This is a genomic window from Microbispora sp. ATCC PTA-5024 (assembly GCF_000511135.2).
Classification (GTDB): Bacteria; Actinomycetota; Actinomycetes; order Streptosporangiales; family Streptosporangiaceae; genus Microbispora; species Microbispora corallina.
In genome coordinates, this window is the sequence record NZ_KI866522.1 from 1,333,639 (window position 1) to 1,351,429 (window position 17,791).

At 75.4% G+C, this 17,791-nt stretch carries 19 protein-coding genes and 2 pseudogenes; 11 read left to right on the plus strand and 10 right to left on the minus strand.

Going from position 1 to position 17,791, the window contains the following annotated elements:
• Positions 1-28 precede the first annotated feature (28 nt).
• The 7 genes and pseudogenes from MPTA5024_RS06000 to MPTA5024_RS41890 all read left to right on the plus strand — a co-directional run.
• Positions 29-733, plus strand: a complete 705-nt coding sequence (locus tag MPTA5024_RS06000) for a FadR/GntR family transcriptional regulator (RefSeq protein ID WP_036320605.1) — start codon at positions 29-31, stop codon at positions 731-733.
• Positions 730-1,875: a galactonate dehydratase gene (gene dgoD, locus MPTA5024_RS06005; RefSeq protein WP_036320607.1), complete on the plus strand. Its 1,146-nt coding sequence runs from the start codon at positions 730-732 to the stop codon at positions 1,873-1,875. The genes MPTA5024_RS06000 and dgoD overlap by 4 nt, the downstream gene beginning before the upstream one ends.
• A complete protein-coding gene (locus tag MPTA5024_RS06010) occupies positions 1,872-2,699 on the plus strand; it encodes a hypothetical protein (RefSeq protein WP_198166962.1) in 828 nt (275 codons plus the stop codon). Before dgoD ends, MPTA5024_RS06010 begins: the two co-directional genes overlap by 4 nt.
• Positions 2,692-3,318 carry a bifunctional 4-hydroxy-2-oxoglutarate aldolase/2-dehydro-3-deoxy-phosphogluconate aldolase gene (locus tag MPTA5024_RS06015; protein WP_036320610.1) on the plus strand — a complete coding sequence of 209 codons (627 nt, stop codon included), beginning with the start codon at positions 2,692-2,694 and terminating at the stop codon, positions 3,316-3,318. The genes MPTA5024_RS06010 and MPTA5024_RS06015 overlap by 8 nt, the downstream gene beginning before the upstream one ends.
• A gap of 13 nt (positions 3,319-3,331) precedes the next feature.
• The gene (locus MPTA5024_RS06020) at positions 3,332-4,282 is read left to right on the plus strand and encodes a sugar kinase (protein WP_036320612.1); all 951 of its coding nucleotides are present in this window, start codon (positions 3,332-3,334) and stop codon (positions 4,280-4,282) included.
• Between the two features lie 15 nt (positions 4,283-4,297).
• Positions 4,298-5,137 carry an SMP-30/gluconolactonase/LRE family protein gene (locus MPTA5024_RS06025; protein WP_051457746.1) on the plus strand — a complete coding sequence of 280 codons (840 nt, stop codon included), beginning with the start codon at positions 4,298-4,300 and terminating at the stop codon, positions 5,135-5,137.
• A gap of 487 nt (positions 5,138-5,624) precedes the next feature.
• A pseudogene (locus tag MPTA5024_RS41890) lies at positions 5,625-6,035 on the plus strand (hypothetical protein); the annotation flags it as partial.
• Here MPTA5024_RS41890 and MPTA5024_RS06035 read toward each other — a convergent pair.
• The 3 genes from MPTA5024_RS06035 to MPTA5024_RS06045 form a co-directional block, all read right to left on the minus strand.
• Entirely contained in the window at positions 6,020-6,925 is a 906-nt protein-coding gene (locus tag MPTA5024_RS06035) for an alpha/beta hydrolase (RefSeq protein WP_036320616.1), read from the minus strand. The pseudogene MPTA5024_RS41890 and the gene MPTA5024_RS06035 overlap by 16 nt on opposite strands.
• Positions 6,926-7,003: 78 nt before the next feature.
• Positions 7,004-7,321 (minus strand): hypothetical protein, encoded by a 318-nt coding sequence (locus tag MPTA5024_RS06040; RefSeq protein ID WP_157099302.1) that lies wholly within the window; start codon positions 7,319-7,321, stop codon positions 7,004-7,006.
• Positions 7,322-7,404: 83 nt separating this feature from the next.
• Positions 7,405-8,124, minus strand: coding sequence for a DUF2470 domain-containing protein (locus MPTA5024_RS06045; RefSeq protein WP_036320619.1), 720 nt, complete (start codon positions 8,122-8,124; stop codon positions 7,405-7,407).
• A 75-nt stretch (positions 8,125-8,199) separates the two neighbouring features.
• Here MPTA5024_RS06045 and rpsD point away from each other — a divergent pair, with 75 nt between their 5' ends.
• The 3 genes from rpsD to MPTA5024_RS06060 all read left to right on the plus strand — a co-directional run bounded on the left by rpsD (position 8,200) and on the right by MPTA5024_RS06060 (position 10,724).
• Entirely contained in the window at positions 8,200-8,814 is a 615-nt protein-coding gene (gene rpsD, locus MPTA5024_RS06050; RefSeq protein WP_036320621.1) for a 30S ribosomal protein S4, read from the plus strand.
• Positions 8,815-8,892: 78 nt separating this feature from the next.
• Positions 8,893-9,771: an MEDS domain-containing protein gene (locus MPTA5024_RS06055; RefSeq protein WP_051457747.1), complete on the plus strand. Its 879-nt coding sequence runs from the start codon at positions 8,893-8,895 to the stop codon at positions 9,769-9,771.
• The gene (locus MPTA5024_RS06060) at positions 9,768-10,724 is read left to right on the plus strand and encodes a sensor histidine kinase (protein WP_036320624.1); all 957 of its coding nucleotides are present in this window, start codon (positions 9,768-9,770) and stop codon (positions 10,722-10,724) included. Before MPTA5024_RS06055 ends, MPTA5024_RS06060 begins: the two co-directional genes overlap by 4 nt.
• A gap of 21 nt (positions 10,725-10,745) precedes the next feature.
• On the opposite strand, the gene MPTA5024_RS06065 is transcribed toward MPTA5024_RS06060, so the two are convergent.
• Positions 10,746-11,666 (minus strand): LysR family transcriptional regulator, encoded by a 921-nt coding sequence (locus MPTA5024_RS06065; protein WP_051457748.1) that lies wholly within the window; start codon positions 11,664-11,666, stop codon positions 10,746-10,748.
• A 96-nt stretch (positions 11,667-11,762) separates the two neighbouring features.
• Here MPTA5024_RS06065 and MPTA5024_RS06070 point away from each other — a divergent pair, with 96 nt between their 5' ends.
• Entirely contained in the window at positions 11,763-12,128 is a 366-nt protein-coding gene (locus MPTA5024_RS06070) for a YybH family protein (protein ID WP_036320627.1), read from the plus strand.
• A 120-nt stretch (positions 12,129-12,248) separates the two neighbouring features.
• Here the strand turns inward: MPTA5024_RS06070 and MPTA5024_RS06075 are convergent, their stop codons facing one another.
• From MPTA5024_RS06075 to MPTA5024_RS06100, 6 genes and pseudogenes are all read right to left on the minus strand, one after another.
• Positions 12,249-13,136 carry a DMT family transporter gene (locus MPTA5024_RS06075; RefSeq protein ID WP_198166963.1) on the minus strand — a complete coding sequence of 296 codons (888 nt, stop codon included), beginning with the start codon at positions 13,134-13,136 and terminating at the stop codon, positions 12,249-12,251.
• A gap of 93 nt (positions 13,137-13,229) precedes the next feature.
• Positions 13,230-13,694 (minus strand): SPW repeat protein, encoded by a 465-nt coding sequence (locus MPTA5024_RS06080; RefSeq protein ID WP_036320630.1) that lies wholly within the window; start codon positions 13,692-13,694, stop codon positions 13,230-13,232.
• A gap of 122 nt (positions 13,695-13,816) precedes the next feature.
• A complete protein-coding gene (locus MPTA5024_RS06085) occupies positions 13,817-14,806 on the minus strand; it encodes a hypothetical protein (protein ID WP_051457749.1) in 990 nt (329 codons plus the stop codon).
• 113 nt (positions 14,807-14,919) lie between these two features.
• Positions 14,920-15,120: pseudogene (locus MPTA5024_RS43250) on the minus strand (heavy-metal-associated domain-containing protein); the annotation flags it as partial.
• A gap of 88 nt (positions 15,121-15,208) precedes the next feature.
• Positions 15,209-16,849, minus strand: coding sequence for an L-lactate permease (locus MPTA5024_RS06095; RefSeq protein WP_036323385.1), 1,641 nt, complete (start codon positions 16,847-16,849; stop codon positions 15,209-15,211).
• A gap of 150 nt (positions 16,850-16,999) precedes the next feature.
• Positions 17,000-17,638: a protein-L-isoaspartate(D-aspartate) O-methyltransferase gene (locus MPTA5024_RS06100; RefSeq protein ID WP_036323386.1), complete on the minus strand. Its 639-nt coding sequence runs from the start codon at positions 17,636-17,638 to the stop codon at positions 17,000-17,002.
• Between the last annotated feature and the right edge of the window lie 153 nt (positions 17,639-17,791).

The following is a 17,791-nucleotide window of genomic DNA, read 5'->3' on the forward strand; positions in this document are numbered from 1 at the left end:
CAAATTCCCGACCACGAGGACGGCGAAATTGAGCGTCTATCCGGGCCGCGGCGTACACGGGCAGGTCGTCGAGGCGATCGGCAGGCGGATCATCACGGGCCAGGAGGCGCCGGGCGCCACGCTCGACCTGGACGCGCTGGAGATCACCTACGACGTCAGCAAGACGGTCGTGCGTGAGGCGCTCAAGGTGCTCGCGGCCAAGGGACTCGTGGACGCCCGGCCCAAGCGCGGCACGTTCGTCCGGCCTCGTTCGGAGTGGAGCCTGCTCGACCCCGACCTGCTGCGCTGGCAGTTCGAGGACCCGGCGGGGTCGGGGATGCTCGACGACCTCTACGAGGTGCGGATCATCGTCGAGCCGGCGGGTGCCCGGCTGGCCGCGGCCCGCCGTACGGACGAGGACGTCGCGCGGCTCACGGCCACGCTCGACGCGGTCGGTCCGGGCGCGGGCGCGAAGGAGATCGTCGAGGCGGACCTCGCCTTCCACCGCCAGTTGCTGGAGGCGTCGCACAACGAGCTGCTGATCCGCATGGAGTACATCATCGAGGTCGGGCTGCGGGCCCGCGACCTGCTCGTCCACGGCGAAGGCCACCAGGACGACTTCCTGCCTCCCCACCGGGCCGTGCTCGACGCCGTGCGCGCCGCGGACGCCGACGGGGCCGAGCGGGCGATGCGGGCCCTGCTGGAGCAGGCGGCCAAGGACGAGCAGGAGATCAAGAACCGGGGGCGACAATGAAGATCGTCAAGGTCGAGACGTTCCTCGTGCCTCCACGCTGGCTGTTCTGCCGGGTGGAGACCGACGAGGGGCTGATCGGCTGGGGCGAGCCGGTGGTGGAGGGCCGCGCCGAGGCGGTGCGGTCGGCCGTCGGCATCATGGCGGAGTACCTGATCGGACAGGATCCGCTGCGCGTGGAGGACCACTGGCAGGTCCTGGCCAACGGCGGCTTCTACCGCGGCGGGCCGGTGCTGTCGAGCGCCCTGGCCGGCCTCGACCAGGCGCTGTGGGACATCGCGGGCAAGACGTACGGCGCGCCCGTGCACGCGCTGCTCGGCGGACCGGTCCGCGACCGGGTCCGCATGTACGCGTGGGTCGGCGGTGACGACCCCGGCGAGCTGGCCGAGAGCATCGCCGCCCGGGTGGACGCGGGCTTCACCGCGGTCAAGATGAACGCGGCGGGGCGCATGCCCGCGCTCGCGACCGCGGCCGACATCGGCGCGGTGGTCGACCGGGTGGCGCTGGCCAGGGACGTCCTCGGGCCGGCCCGCGACGTGGCCGTCGACTTCCACGGCAGGACCAGCGCGGCCGACGCCCGGCGGATCCTGCCGCTCATCGCCGGGCTGCAGCCGATGTTCGCCGAGGAGCCGGTCCTGCCCGACCGGCCCCACCTGCTGCGCGACGTCGTGACGGCCAGCAGCGTGCCGATCGCCACCGGCGAGCGGCTGTACTCGCGGTGGGACTTCCGGCAGGTGCTGGAGGCCGGGGTCGCGGTCGTGCAGCCGGACCTGTCCCACGCGTGCGGCATCTCCGAGACCCGCAGGATCGCCGCCCTCGCCGAGGTGTGGGACGCCAAGCTCGCCCCGCACTGCCCGCTCGGCCCGATAGCGCTCGCCGCCAGCCTCCAGGTCGCCTTCGCCACGCCGAACTTCCTGATCCAGGAGCACTCGATCGGCATCCACTACAACGAGGGCGCCGACCTGCTCGACTACGTGCTCGACCCCGAGGTGTTCCGCTTCGTCGACGGCTACGCCTCCCGTTCGGAGGCCCCGGGGCTGGGCGTGGAGGTCGACGAGGCCGCGGTACGGCGGGCGGACCGCACGGGGCACGCCTGGCGCAACCCCGTCTGGCGGCACGACGACGGCGGGCTGGCGGAGTGGTGAAACCGATCCCGCTCGCCGCCCGCCTGGACCTGGCGCGCGGCGGCCGATGGACCTCGCTCAGCGGGGGCGGCCGCGAGTGGCTGTGGTCCCGCCCCGACCCCGCCCGGACGGGCGTCGTCCCCGGTTCCGGCTTCGTGGACGCGGGGGGCCTGGAGGAGTGCGTCCCCACCGTCCGCGGCCTGCCCGACCACGGCGACGCCTGGAGCCGGCCCTGGTCGGGCTCCCCCGCCGCGGCGGTCGTCACCTGCGACGACTTCGAGCTGGCGCGCGAGGTGGGCGAGGAGGGCGGCGCCCTGGTCGCGGCCTACCGGCTGTCGGCCGACCCCGGGTACCGCTTCGTCTGGGCCGCGCACGCGCTGCTCCACCTGGGGGCGGAGGCGAGGCTGGAGGCGCCCGCCGGCGCCGCCGTACGGGTCTTCCCCGAGGCCGCGCCGCTGATCGGCCGCCCGTGGCCGGACGGCGCCCCCTTCCTGGAGGGCGTGTGGCCGACGCCGCTCGGTCTGCCGCTCGACCGGCTCGGGCCGGACGACGGGACGGCCGTGGGCGCGGTGATCCGCTGCCCGGCGGTCCGGGTCGTCGACGGCGCCGACGCCCTCGTCCTGCGCGTGGAGGCGCCGCCGGAGGTCCCGGTCTCCACCGCTCTCTGGCGCAACCTGGGTGGGTTCCCCGCCCACGCGCCGTATCGGAGCCTGGGCGTGGAGCCCATGCTCGGCGCGGTGTTCGACCTCGCGGACGCGGGTCCCGGCGACGCCGCCGCGGTCCCCGCCTCCGGCGAGCTGACCTGGCGGCTGGTCCTGGCCGCGGAACGGATGGACGATGACTGAGGGCGAGCGGTTCCTGGAGACCCTGGCCGAGCGGCGGCTGCTGGCCATCGTGCGCGGCGCCGATCCCGAGGCGGCGCTGCGCGCCGTGACGACGCTGGCGGAGGAGGGCGTCGATCTGGTCGAGGTCTCCCTGGTCACACCCGACGCGCTGTCGGTGATCGCCCGCGCCCGCCGGGAACTGGGCGACGCCGCCCTCCTGGGAGCCGGGACGGTCCTCACCGCCGACGACGCCCGGCGGGCGGCCGACGCGGGCGCCGCCTACCTCGTCACGCCCGCCGTGAGCGAGGCGGTGGCCGCCGGGCACGCGCTCGGCCTCCCTGTCCTGGCGGGCGCCCTCACGCCGACCGAGGTCGTGGCCGCGCTCGCCGCGGGGGCGACGGCGGTCAAGCTGTTCCCCGCGTCCCTCGGCGGCGTGCCGTACCTGCGCGCGCTGCGCGACCCCTTCCCGGCCGTGCCGTTCGTGCCGGTGGGCGGGGTGTCGGCCGAGGACGCGGTGGCCTACCTGCGGGCGGGGGCCGTGGCGGTCGGCGTTGGCTCACCCCTGGTGGGCGACGCGGCGGCCGGCGGGAACCTCGAAGCGCTGAGGTCCCGCGCCGCGGCCTTCCGGGAGGCGCTGTGACCGGGGAGACGCCGTGATCGACGTCGCCACCTTCGGGGAGACGATGGCCGCCCTGCGGGCGATCGACCCGATCCGGCTGGGCGGCGCCCTGCGCCTGTCGGCCGCGGGCGCCGAGTCGACCGTGGCCATCGGCCTCGCCCGGCTGGGTCACACCGTCCGGTGGACCGGGCTCGTCGGCGACGACGAGACGGGGGCGCTCGTCGTGCGCACCCTCCGGGCCGAGGGCGTGGACGTCTCACACGTGCGGGCGGACGACCGGGGGCCGACCGGGCTGATGCTCCGGGAGCGCCGGGTGGGCGACGTCGCCCGGGTGATCTACCACCGCTCCGGGTCGGCGGCGTCGTTCCTGACGCCCGCCGACGTCCTGCCCGCGCTCGCCCCCGCGCCGAGGATCCTGCACGTCACCGGCATCACGCCCGCGCTCGGCCCGGGTCCGGCCGCGGCGGTCAGCGCGGCGGTCGAGGCCGCGGCCTCCACCCCCGGCGTCCGGGTCTGCCTGGACGTCAACCACCGCTCACGGCTGTGGGACCGGGAGCGGGCGGCCGGCGCGCTGCGCCCGCTGGCGCGGCTGCTGGACGTGGTCGTCGCCTCGGACGACGAGCTGGACCTGGTCGCGCCCGCAGCCGCGACCACCGAGCGCGACCGCGTCGAGGCCCTGCTGGACGCCGGCGTGGCCGAGGTCGTCGTCAAGCGGGGCGCCGACGGCGCCGACGCGCACACCCGCGCGGGGTCGGCGCACGCTCCGGCGCGCCGGGTCGGCGTGCGGGACGTCGTCGGGGCCGGCGACGCCTTCGTGGCCGGATACCTGTCCGGGCTGCTCGACTCCCTCGACCTGGCCGGCCGGCTGGACCGCGCCGTGACGACGGGAGCCTTCGCCGTGGCCTCCGAGGGCGACTGGGAGGGCCTGCCCACCCGCGCCGAGCTCGCCCTGCTCGACTCCCCGCCCGGATCCACCCTGCGCTGACGAGGTGAGGAACACGTGAACGTCTGGAGCCCGACCTCCTGCGAGCTCGGCGAGGGCGCCCGGTGGGTCGACGGGCGGCTCGTCTTCGTCGACATCCTCGCCGGGCGGCTGCTCGCCGCCCCGGCCGACCGTCCCGGCCCGGCCGAGGTCCTGGCCACGGTGGGGACGCCGCTCGGCGCGGTCGCCCCGCTGGCCGGCGCTCCCGGCCGCTGGCTGGCCGCCGCCGGACAGGGGTTCGCCCTGCTCGACGAGGCGTCCGGCGCGCTCGACTGGATCGCGCGGCCGCTGCCCCCCACCTCGCGCATGAACGACGGCGTCTGCGACCCCGCCGGCCGCTTCTGGGCCGGGTCCATGGCGTACGACGCGGCGCGGGGGGCCGGGGCGCTGTACCGGGTCGGTCCCGATCTCTCCGTCACCGTCGTCAGGACCGGCCTGACGATCCCGAACGGCCCGGCGTTCACCGCCGACGGCCGCACCATGTACCTCGCCGACAGCGCCGCTGGCCGGATCGACCGTCACCCGGTCGACCCGGACACCGGCGACCTCGGCGAGCCGTCCGTCTTCGCCACGATCGCGGACGGCGATCCGGACGGGATGACGGTGGACGACGACGACCATCTGTGGGTCGCGGTGTGGGGCGGGTCGGCCGTCCACCGCTACGCCCCGGACGGCCGTCTCGTCCGCGTCGTCCCGCTGCCCACCCCCCAGCCGACCAGCGTCTGCCTCGCCGGCGGCCGTCTGCTCGTCACGTCGGCCGCGTACGGCCTCGACCCGGCGCCGCCCGGCGCGGGCGCGGTGTACGCGGTGGACGGGGTCGCGCCCGGCCGCCCCGCGAGCCGCTTCGCCATCGGCTGACCCTTCCCCCGGAGGTTCACCCACATGGTGGACAGCGGGCTCGCCGCGGCCGGGTACACGATCGCCTGGATCGACGGCGGGTGGAACCTGGCCGCGGACCAGTCGGGCGGCGACCCCGTGTCCCACTCCATGGGCCGCGACGCGCGGGGCGACCTGCGCTACGACCCCGAGCGGTGGCGCTTCGACCCGGCGCGGCCGGCCGACGCGGAGACCAACGGCCTGCGGCAGCTCACCGGCTACCCGCTGCCCGGCCACGGCCTGACGTTCGAGGAGGGGCGCGCCCAGTTCGGCATGTTCGCCATCATGGCGGCCCCGCTCGTCATCGGCACCGACGTCACCGCGTTCGACGCCGCCACCACGCAGATGCTGTCCAACCCCGAGGTCATCGCGGTCGACCGCGACCCGCTCGGGATCCAGGGGGTCCGGGTGGCGTCGCCGGGCGACGGCCTGGAGGTGTGGAGCAAGCGCCTGTCGGCGCGGCACGCGGGCGGTCGCCCTGCTCAACGCGTCGGAGTCCGACGCGTCCATGACCCTGAACTTCTCCGACACCGGCCTCGGCGGCCCGGTCCGGGTGCGCCGCCTCTGGGAGCGCCAGGACGCCGGGACCTTCACGACCTCCTACACGACCACGGTGCCGCGGCACGGCGTCGTCCTGGTCACGCTGACCGGAGCGGAGTCGGTCCTCGGGACGGACCTCGGCGGCGACGCCACGGCCAGCCCGGCGTTCGCCTGGCAGGACGCGACCCACGCCGTCGCGTTCGTCCGGGGCACCGACAACGCCGTGTGGCAGCGCACGTACACGGGCGGGAAGTGGGGCCGCTGGCTGCGTGATCCGGTGCGCCCGCCGCGCCGGATCACGCCGCGCCGGATCACGCCGACGGCTCAGGCGGCGAGGTGACGGCCGAGGAAGGCGAGCTGGGCGGGGAGGCGGCCGCGCCAGAACGCGTAGTCGTGGCAGCCCTCGCCCATGCCCCCCTCGGGCCGGAGCCGTTCCAGCAGGCGGCGCGCCATCGGGGCGAACGGGTCGCTCGCCCCGCAGTCGACCCGCACGGGCACGCCGCCGAGCGCGTCCAGCCGCGCGAAGACGTCGTTGCGGGCGAAGTCGGCGGCGTCGTCGAACGCCAGCCCGTTGGCCGCGCGGGCGTCGGCGTAGCCGGAGAACAGGGCCGGTGAGGACGCCACGACGGCGGCCGCCCGCGGCCCGCCGCCGCCCGCGAGCGTCTGGGCCAGCAGCAGGGCGCCGTACCCGCCCATGGACCAGCCGATGACGCCGACGCGGCGGGTGAGCGCGCCCTGCCCGCGCAGCCACGGCAGGATCTCGGCGCGGATCATCCCGAGGGGGTCGTCCCCGTTCGCGCGGCGGTGCCAGTACCCGGCGGCGCCGCCGTCCACCGCGACCAGCGCGTACGGCGGGACGCCGCCGCGGGCCACGGCCTCGGTCAGGTAGTGGTCGAGCGCGAGGGACCGCACCACCGACGAGGCCGTGGCGCCGTAGCCGTGCAGCGCCAGGGCGACGCCCAGGCCGCGCACCGACGAGACCCCCGCGGGGAGCACGGTCACGACGGTGACGTCCGTCCCGCGCCGGCGGGAGGCGAACGTGCGGGTCCGCAGGACGCCGGGGGGCGGAGGCGCGGACGGGAGCGTCCCGCAGCGCCCCAGGGTGCGGTCGAGCCAGACCCTCCCCGGCAGCACCTCCGCCTCGACCAGCGCCGCGCCCGCGCCGCCCGTCAGGACGAGCGCCCCGAGCGCGCCCAGCCCTCCGGCCAGCACTCCCCGCCTGGTGACCATCCGGTCCCCTCCTCGTGTCGTGGACACGAGGTTGGACGACACGATCACCGGGGCGGTTCACGCCCGGGGCGGCGGCGGTCAGATCACCCGGCGGGACACGATGCCGTTCCCGACGTCGTGGCCGCACCACAGGCGGAAGCGCAGGCCGGGCCGCAGGTAGTCGGCCGCGTCGTCGTCGTTGGTCGCGATGGTGACCACGTGCAGCCGCTCACCGGGAACCAGGGGCTCCTCGTCGTCCGCCGTGATGGCCGCCTGGAACGGCCGGTCGAGCTCCCTGCCCTCCCGCGCCGTGTGCGCGCAGATCACCAGGGACTGCGTGCGGAAGGGCAGCTCGTGGGTGAGGCCGCCCTTGTCCGGCGGATAGAGGGTGATGAGCGCTTTGGCCCTGACGGTCATCGCGACCACGACCTTTCAGAGACGATGTCCGCATTCTCCTCCATTGTCGCTTTCATACCGATTCCGGCCCCCGGCGAAGGCGGTCAGGAGGGGCACAGCAGGCACGCGAGCGCCCGTTCGAGGGCCGCGGGGGTGGCGGCGAGAGCGGGCCAGGGGACCCGGACCAGACCGTCCTCCCCCATCCGGATGGTGGCGCCGTACCGGTCGAGCTCCCAGAGCCAAGCGTCGCCCACCCGCTCACCGGTCAGCCGCGCGACGGTCCCGGCCAGCTGTTCGCGGTGGGCCTCGTTCACGTGGCGCACCATCCGCTCCGCCGCGTCGAGCAGCGGGTCGGGGGCCGCGGCGAGGTAGTCCTCGGCGTCGAGGACGCCGGACTCCCCGCCGGTCAGGTAGACCACCTGGCACACGTCGACCCGGACGAGCTCCGGCCCGCCGCCCTCGACGACCGCGAACAGATCCTCGTCGGGGCACCTCTCGGCGATCGCGACGGCGGTGGCGCGCACCTCGGCCGCCGGGACCGGCTGCGTCCACCCCCGCACCTTGAGCAGCCCTCTCGGCCGCTCCTCCCCGCCGTACGCGCGGACGGCGGTGAGGTCGACGGTGACGAGCGTCTCCGGAGGGAGGCCGTGCAGGACCTCGTCGGGCCCGACCAGCAGCACGGGGCGGCCGGCGGCGTCGACCCCGCCACGGGCGGCGGACGCCGGGATGCCGCTGCCGGCGACGGACACGTGGGTCGGCGCCGCGAGGGCGGCGAGGGTCCGCACGCGCTCGGGTACGGGCGGAGCCGTGACGGGGTGCTGCATGGCGCTCCTTGAGCCTCGAAGTCAGTTAGGTTAGCCTTACCTTAATAAGGTCACCTTACTTGGAAAGGCGGAACCATGCGCTACACCGGACCGAAGGTGCGGCTGTCCCGGCGGGCGGGCGTCCCCCTGACCCGCAAGGCGGTCAGGTACGTCGAGGCCCGGCCCTACCCGCCCGGCCAGCACGGCCGGGCGGCCGACCGGCGCAAGGCAGGCGACTACGGCGTGCGCCTGCTGGAGAAGCAGAAGCTCCGCTGGTACTACGACGTGTCGGAACGCCAGCTGCGGCGCTACTGGGACCTGGCCGTGCGCCGCCCGGGACGGTCGGGCGAGGAACTGCTCGCGCTCCTGGAGACCCGCCTCGCGTCGCTCGTGCTGAGGGCCGGCCTCGCGCCCTCGATCTACGCCGCCCGGCAGTACGTGAACCACGGCCACATCACGGTCGACGGACGCAAGGTCGACATCCCCAGCTATCGGGTGCGGCCGGGGCAGTCGGTCGGCGTCGGGGACAGGTCGCGCCGGATGCAGCCCTTCGTGGCCGCGTCGGAGGGCGTGTACGCCGACGACCGGATCGCCCCCTACCTCGACGTGGACCACGGCGGCCTGCGCTTCACGCTGCTGCGGCGGCCCGCGCGCGAGGAGATCGCCGTCCCCGTCGACGAGCAGCTGGTCGTCGAGCACTACTCCCGCTGAAACCCCCCGCGGCTATCATCGGGGTCAGGCCGCCGCGACCGCCGCCGCCGCCGTTCGCCTAGCAGCGGGAAGCTCTTGATGGCAGATCCCACCACAGTCGACGCGCTCTCCCTCGGCGACCACGTCTGCTGGACCTTCGACGACCACGAGTGGCACCTGGAGGCTTTGGCCCGGTTCGTCCGTGCCGGGCTGGCCCAGGACCAGAAGGTGCTGTACCTCACCGACACCTTCCTGCCGGCGGCGTTCCTGGCCGCCGTCGAGGCGTACGGCGTGGACGCGGACGACGCCCGGCGCTCCGGCCGGCTGGTCGTGAGCACGGCCGACGAGTCCTACCTGGCCCTGGGCGCCTTCGACCCCGAACTGGCGCTGCGGGGGTGGACGACGGCCGTGGAGGAGGCCAAGCGGCAGGGGTACGCCGGGCTGCGGGTGGCGGCCGACATGGGATGGACCGTGCGGCCGATCCCCGGCATCGACCGGCTGGCGTGGTACGAGGCCCAGGCCAACCGCATCTTCTCCCAGGGCGACGCGCTCGCCCTGTGCTGCTACGACCGCCGGCTGTTCACGGCCAGAGAGCTGGAACGCGTCGGCATGGCCCACCCCGGCACGGCGCAGGCGGGCGCCGGCTCCCACGAGGAGTGGCGGCCGCTGCTGCGCATGCGCCGGACCCCCACGGGGCTGTCGCTGCGCGGCGAGGCCGACATGACCAACCGCGACGCGCTCGCGGCCGTCCTCCGCCACCTGCTCGACGACGTCCCCGCCGGGAACGGTCCGGTCGTCGTCGACGTGTCCGGGCTGACCTTCGCCGACCTCGGCGCCGCCCGGGCGCTCGCGAGCGCCGTCGAGGCCTCCGGCGGCCGGATGCGGCTGGAGGGCGTGGGCCCCTTCCTGGTCGACCTCCTGGCCTTCCTCGACCAGCCCGGCGAAGAGGCGCCCACGGCGGACGGGAGGGTCGCGTGAGCGCCGCGGCGTCGCCCGCCCTTCCCGGGGCGGACCCGTTCGAGCACATCGGCCTGCTGTACTCCGCGCCCGGCGAGTACGCCGAGGGGTGCGAGGCGTTCGCCCGGCGGGGACTGGAGGCGGGCGACCCGGTCCTGGTCGCCGTCCCCGGCGGCAACGGGAGCCTGATCAGGGAGCGTCTGGGCGACCGGGCCGCGGAGGTCCGCTTCGCCGACATGGCGGTCGCCGGCCGCAACCCCGGGCGGATCATCCCCCGGGTGCTGCTCGACTTCGCCCGCCGGAACGCGGGCCGCCGGGTGTGGATCATCGGCGAGCCGATCTGGCCCGGCAGGAGCGCGGTCGAGTACCCCGCCTGCGCGGCGCACGAGGCGCTCATCAACGCGGCCTTCTCCGGGCGCGAGGCGGCCATCCTGTGCCCGTACGACACCACCGGGCTGGACCCGGACGCCGTGCGCGACTCCCACCGGACGCACCCGATCATGTCGGACGGCACGACGAGCTGGGAGAGCCCGCACTACACCGACCCGGCGGAGGCCGCCGCCCTGTTCGACCGGCCCCTCCCGCCGCCGCCCCCCGGCGCCCACCGGGAGGGATTCGCGAGCCTCGGGGACCTGGCGGCGCTGCGCGCGACCCTCGCCCGGCACGCCCGCGCCGCCGGGCTCGCCCCCGAGCGGGTGGCCGAGGTCCTGATGGCGGTCAACGAGCTGGCGGCCAACGCGGTCGAGCACACCGGGGCCGGGGGCACGCTCACCGTCTGGGCCGAGCCCGGCGCGCTGGTCTGCCAGATCGACGACACCGGCCACATCCGCGACCCGCTGGCCGGGCGCGTCCCGCCCGAGCGGTCCCATGAGCGCGGCCACGGCCTGGTCCTGGTCAACGAGCTGGCCGACCTGGTGCGCCGGCACGACCACGCCGGCGGCACCACGACCCGCCTGTACGTCACCCGCCCGTAGCCGCCGTCCCGCCGGCCGTTCTCACTCCACGACGGCCGTCACCGGAGAGGCCGGCGGGCCGCCCGGCCCGGCGAACGCCCTCCGCGCGTGCCCGAGGAACGCCCGCACGGCCGGCCCGGACGGGCTGCGCCAGACCAGGGCGAGCAGGGCGGGCGTCTCGACGTCCTCGATCACGGACGCGGTGAGCCGGTCGCGGTGGAGGGAGGCCATCGACTCGCTGAGGACGGCGACCGCGAGGCCCCGGGCGGCGAGGTCGGCGACGGCGTCGGCCGCGCCCGCCTCCAGGGCGACCGTCGGCCGCAGTCCCCGCGCCTCGCACGCCTGGTCGAGCACGGCGCGCAGGCCGGTGCCGCGCGGCATGCACACGAGCGGATGGTCCAGCAGGTCGGGCAGGGTCACCCGATCCAGCGCGGCCAGCGGATGCCCCGGGGGAGCCGCCGCGACGAGCCGCTCGCTGACGATCGTCAGCGCCTCCAGCCCCTCCGGTGTCGCCGCCGCCGTCCCCACCAGGGCGAGGTCGGCCGTCCCTGCGCGCACGGCGTCGACGAGCCGGTCGGAGTCGCCCTCCGTCAGCGCGATCTCCACGCCGGGATGGGCGCGGTGGAACGCGGCCAGGGCGTCGAACAGCGGTGTGATCGTGCAGCCGACGACCATCCCGACGGTCAGCCGTCCCCGGATGAGGCCGGTCACCTCCCCCACCGCCTGAGCGAGGGCGCCGGCCGCGGCCAGCGCGGCGCGGGCGTGCTCCAGCGCGGCCTTTCCCGCGACCGTGAGCGTGGCCGTGCGCGCCGACCGGTCGAACAGCTCGGCGCCGAGCTCGCGCTCCAGGTGCCGGATCTGGGCGCTCACGCCCGACTGGCTGATGTGCACCCGCTGGGCCGCGCGGGTGAAGCCGCCCTCCTCCGCCACCGCCACGAAGTACTCGAGCTGCCGCAGTTCCATAACTGCTGATTCTAGTTTCCATCAGAACCATCTGTTGGACTTCTGGACGCCGGTCGACCAGGGTGGGTGTGGACGAGATCCACCGAGGAGGAACCCATGACGGAATACGAGAAGGCCTGGCGGCCCGAGGACATCACCCGCCTGTTCGTCGAGCGGTCGAACGCCGGGGACGCGGAGGGGGTCGCCGCGCTCTACGAGGAGGACGCGGTGCTGGCCTACCCGCCGGGTTCGCAAACCGTGGGCCGCGAGGCCATCCGCGCACTGTGGGAGAAGGTGCTGGCCAACAGGCCCCGGTTCGAGCCGGAGGAGCCGTTGCCGACGCTGGTCCACGAGGACATCGCCCTCACCTCGACCCCGCCCAAGGACGGCGCGGGCGCCCGGGCCCAGATCGTCCGCCGCCAGCCGGACGGGAGCTGGCTGCGCCTGATCGACCAGCCCGAGTTCGCCCCGCCCACCCGCTGACCGCCGCCGCGCCGTGTTCAGGGCGGGGACGCCGGCGCGGCGACGGCCGGAAGGATCACCGCCGCTCGGGGTCACCGCCGCTCGGTGTCGCCTCGGGGTCGCCTCGGGGTCGCCTCGGGGTCACCGCCGCTCGGGGTCGGGCCGCTCGGACCGGCCCTGTTCCGACTTGGCCAGGAACGGCGACCTGCCGAGGACCACGATGCCGGCCACGAGCGCGATCAGGCCGAGGACCTCGCCGGCCAGGGCGTCCGGGGCGACGCGCAGCCGCTCGCCGAGGATCGCCACGCCGAGCACGATGCCGGTGATCGGCTCGGCCGCGGTGGTCGCGGGCAGCGAGATCCGCAGCGGGGCCGCGTCGAACGCGCTCTGGTTCAGCAGGATCCCGGCCGCCGCGATCAGCGGCACCAGGTACGGCTGCCAGGTCGTGAACAGCGCCGCCGGCCCCTCCCGGAGCGACAGCAGGGACCCCCGGGTCAGCACGTCCTGCAGCCCGTACAGCACTCCGGCCGCCGCGGCCAGCAGCATCGCCTTGGTCTGCAGGGCGACCCGCAAGGCCACCGCGACCAGCACCGCCGCCACCGCCAGCACGGCCAGCACGCCGAACCACACCAGGGAGGCGGGACCCGGCAGCCCTCCCCCGTGCGGCTGCGCCGACAGCAGGAACCCGGCCACGCCGCCGCTCACCAGGATGGCGCCCAGCCACTCCCCCGGGCCCAGCCGCTCCTGGTACACGACGGCCGCCGTCCCCAGCGCGAACAGCAGGTTGGTGGCCAGCAGCGGCTCGACGCGCGTGACGTCGGCCTCCCGTAGGGCCAGCGCGCCCAGCACCTGCCCGCCGACCATGGCCGCCAAGCCGCCCAGCCACAACCGCTTGTGGATCAGGTCGGCCAGCAGGCTGAGGTGCAGCATCCGCCGCAGCGGCTCGGTGTAGGCGGCGTGCTGCTGGGCCACGAACCCGACGCCCAGCAGCGCCGCCCCGGCGAGGGCGACCAGGATCGTGACGGTCACGGCGTCCGGTCCCGGTCGCCCCTACAGGGCCGCGGAAAGCTCACGCCCGGATCTCCGGCGTGTCGGGGCGACGCCCGGCTGCCGGGCTCGGGGTCACCACTCGCCGGGGTGCGTCTCCCCGGCCGCCCGTGGCGTGCGCGCGGGCATCCGGTGCCGCAGGGCCAAGGCCATCGCGCCCGCGCCGAGCACGAGGATGACGGCCCCGGTGACCACGTTGTTCCAGATCGTCGCGGTCGTCGCCGGCTGCCCCCTGATCACCCAGGGCGCGATGATCGTCCAGATGCCCAGCAGCGGCGTCACCCAGCTCACGCCGTACGTGCGGCCGAACGCGGACGCGTACCCGAGGGCGAGCGCCGCGACGGCCAGGCCGACGATCAGGTTGTTGACGAGCAGGCTCCGGAACCCGGTGAACCCCACGACCCACGGCGAGATGGCCAGGTACAGGCCCGCGAGGCAGGTGAGTCCATCCATGACCTGCGCGGGCGCGGCCGACCCCACCCGGTCGTACGTCTGCCGCAGCTCCATCACGTCGGGACGGTTGAGTCCTGATCGCACCATGATTCGTCACCTCTTCTCACAGTGCTCGATCCCTCCGTACCCGGTCGTCGGGGATCATGGCCAGCGGCCGACCAGGAAACGGTCATCTCTTGCCCAAGGCCGCCGGCCCCTCCTTCCGGCGCTCAGCCGCCCGACCCGTCCGCGGTCACCGTGAAGGCGGCCGTGTGGACGGCCCCGCCGTGCCGGAAGTCGAGGAACAGCCGGTACGCGCCCCCGCTGGGGACCTGCGCGTGAAAGGTGATCGCCGGCCCGGCCGGGGTGACCCCGTCGCCCGGGGCGCCCTGGGGATGCACGTGCAGGTAGGCCAGGTCCCCGGCGCGCAGGGCGACCAGGTGGCCGTACGCCCCCAGGTAGGGCTGGAGGTCGGTGACGGGCCGCCCGTCCCGGGTGACGGTGGCCGTGAGCGGGGCGGCCCTCCCCGGCGTGAGCGCGCCCACGAGCGTGACCGTGTAGCCGTCGACCGTCGCCGTACGGGACGGGGCCGGCAGCGAGCGCGGGGTGTAGCCGCCGGGGGCCTGGAGGTCGACGCCGAGCGTCAGCGGGTCGTGTCCCTCCGGGGCGAAGTCGGCGAAGGCGCGGTACGGCCCGGCCGAGGGCGGCGTCAGCCGGACCGACCACAGCCCCGAGCCGCCGAGGGCGGGATGGACGTGCCGGAAGGTGGTGAGATCCCGGCTCACGAGGATGAAGTGGAGCTTCTTGTCGTGTTCCGTGCGGTAGCGCGTCACCGGCGCGCCGTCGGGCCCGATGACGCGGAAGGTGAACTCCGTCGCGCGGCCGGGCTCTAGGGTCGTGGTCGTCGGCCGCAGCGTGTAGCCGTCCTGCGAGATCTGGAGCCCCTCAGGGAGGGCGCTCTCGTGAGCCTGGTGGCCGGCGCCGCCGTGCCCGGGGACACCACCCGGCATGCTCATGCCCTCCGAGGCCGCGTCGCCGGCGCCGCCGTGCCCGGGGACACCGCCGGGCATGCTCATGCCGCCGGAGGCCGCGTGGCCGGTCGGGGCCGGCGCCGGTCCGAGGCCGCCGGCGTCCCCGACGGCCCTGCCTGCGCCGAACGCCGCCGCGAACGCGACGCCGAGGCCGAGCGCGTACACCGCCGTTCTGGTCGCGGCGCTCACGGGGCCCCGGCCGTCTCAGTCCCGGCCGTCACAGTCCCGGCCGTCTCAGTCCCGGCCGTCACAGTCCCGGCAGGCTCGTACCCGGCCACCTCGTACACGGCCGTTTCAGTGCCGACCACGTCGTACCCGGCCTCGCGGACCGCCGCCGCGATCAGCGCCGGGTCGACGGGGTCGCCGCTCCGCACGGTGACCAGGCCCGTGGCCAGATCGACCTCCACGCCGGTGACGCCCGGCACCTCCCCGACCTCCTCCTTCACGGAGCTGACGCAGTGCCCGCAGGTCATGCCTGTGACGGTGTAGGCGGCGATGGTCATCCCGTCTCACTCCTTTGCCAGATATTTACCCATGGGGGGTATGCATCGGTGCGACCATAACATACCCCAACAGGGCATCAGGCCCGGGTCAGGGGACCATCCAGGACAGGACCGGGGAGGCCTGGAGCCCGGAAAGCACGCAGAGCGCGACCAGGAAGACCAGGCTCCAGCCGATGACGCGCCGGAAGATGTCCCCCTCCCTGCCGTGCAGGCCGACGGCCGCGGCCGCGATCGCGAGGTTCTGCGGGGAGATCATCTTGCCGAGCACGCCGCCCGAGCTGTTCGCGGCGGCCAGCAGGGTCGGGCTGAGCCCCGCCTGGCCGGCGGCGGCCACCTGCAGCGCGCCGAACAGCGAGTTGGACGAGGTGTCGGAGCCGGTCACCGCCACCCCGAGCCAGCCGACGATCGGCGACAGCAGCGCGAAGACGCCGCCCGCGCCGGCCATCCAGGTGCCGAGCGTGGTGGTCTGCCCCGACGCGTTCATCACGAAGGCCAGCGCCAGCACCGCCGTCACCGTGACGATCGCCCACCGCAGGCGGTGGAGCGTCGCCCCGTACGCCCTGACGGCGCGGGCCGGCGTGCGCCGGAGCACGAGCATCGTGAGCAGCCCCGCGGCGAGCATCTGCGTCCCGGGGGTGGTGAGGATGTTGAGCGTGAACGACGCCGGCGACAGCGGTTCGCCCTTCACGCCGGGCAGATGGAGCCCGGGCCACTTCACGATGCTCGTCGCGCGGTCGAGGAGGCTCTTGACCGGGGGGATCTGGCAGACGACGAAGACGGCCACGATGATCGCATAGGGGGCGTAGGCCCGGATCACCTCGGCCCGGGAGTCGGGGCGGGCGGCGCGTCCCGTGAACTCCGCGGTGGGCTCGTCGGCCGCGCCGCCCGCGATCACGGCGGGCCCGGCGGAGGCCGGGCGCGGGCCCGTCACCCGGACCAGGGCGACGACGGCGGCCGCCGACAGAAGGGACGCGACCACGTCGGAGAGCGGCACCGAGACGAAGTTGGAGGTGGCGTACTGCGCGACGGCGAAGACCAGCCCGCACGTCAGCGCCACCGGCCACGTCGCCCGCAGGCCGCGCGAGCCGTCCGCGATCACGACGAGCGCCAGCGGCACGAACACCGCGAGGACCGGGGTCTGCCTGCCGGCCATGACCCCGAGGGTGTCGCTCGGGATGCCCGTCACCTTGCCCAGCGTGATGATCGGCGTGGCCATGGCCCCGAACGCCACGGGGGCCGTGTTGGCTGTGAGCGCGAGCACGGCGGCCCGGAGCGGCGGGAAACCCAGGGCGATCAGCATGACCGAGGTCACCGCCACCGGCGTCCCGAAGCCGGCGAGGGCCTCGAGGAGCGCGCCGAACGAGAACGCGATGATGATCGCCTGGATCCGCCGGTCGTCGCTCACCCGGGCGAACGAGCGCCGCAGCACGTCGAAGTGCCCGGTCTCGACCGTCATCTCGAACACCCAGATCGCGTTGACGACGATCCAGAGGATCGGGAAGAACCCGAACGCCGCGCCCTCGGTCCCGGCCAGCACCGCCTGCCCGGCGGGCATGCCGTAGACCGCGACGGCGACCAGGAGGGCGAGCCCGAGCGACACCAGCGCGGCGATCCACGCGGTCAGGCGCACCAGCCCGAGCAGCACGAACAGCACGAGCAGCGGCAGCGCCGCGACAAGTGAGCTCCAGGCGAGCGAGTGGGCGACGGGATCGAGGACCTGCTGGTACACGGCGACCACCCCGCCTGTGTGGATCGGCCGACGAACACTCCGGGTTTTCTCCCCATCACGGCGTCCGTGAAGCCCGCGCCATGCCGTCCGGCCTGGACGGACGCCGGTGGCGACCTCACCGGCCCCCGGCCGCCTCCGCGCGTCCGGGCCTCAGGAGGGGTAGCCGTACCGGCCGTGGAGGCGGACGAACCGCGCCAGGCTCAGCACCTCCCGGGGCTCCAGCCCGATGACGGTGCGTTCGAACAGGACGACCTCCTCCTGGCCGCCGGTGCCGATGGGCTGCACCAGGCGGCCGCCGGGCCGCAGCACCTCGACGAGCGGCGCGGGGACGGTGGGGAACGCGGCCGACACCAGCACCGCGTCGTACGGCGCGCGCTCCGGCGCCCCCTGGCCGCCGTCCCCCACGAGCACCTCGACGTTGCCGATGCCCTGCCGGGCGAGGTTGCGCCGCGCCCGGGCGACGAGGTCGGGCCACAGGTCGACGCTCACCACGCCGCCGGCCAGCCGGGCGAGCAGCGCGGTCTGGAAGCCGAGCCCGGTGCCGACCTCCAGCACGTGCTCGCGTCCGGTGAGCGCGAGCCCCTCGATCATCCGGGCGGACAGCGAGGGCTGTGTGGTGACCTGCCCGTGGCCGATGGGCAGCGGCACGTCCTCGTACGCCCGTGCCGCCTGGCCCGCCGCCACGAACCCCGCCCGGGGCGTGGCGCGCACCGCCTCGATGAGGCGCTCGTCGCGGACGCCCGCGGCCCGTACGGCCCGGGCGAGGTCGTCGGGGCCCTGTCGTGCCACGTCCACCACGCTCGCGTCGGAGCGGGCGGGCCGCCCGGCCGTCCCCGGCGCGACCGCCGCTCCCGTAGGCGGTGATGCCCTCTGCACGGCGCGGGAACCGCCCGCGGCCCGCTCTCGCGGGGCGGCGGCCCTCACGTCGTCCGCACCGCCTCG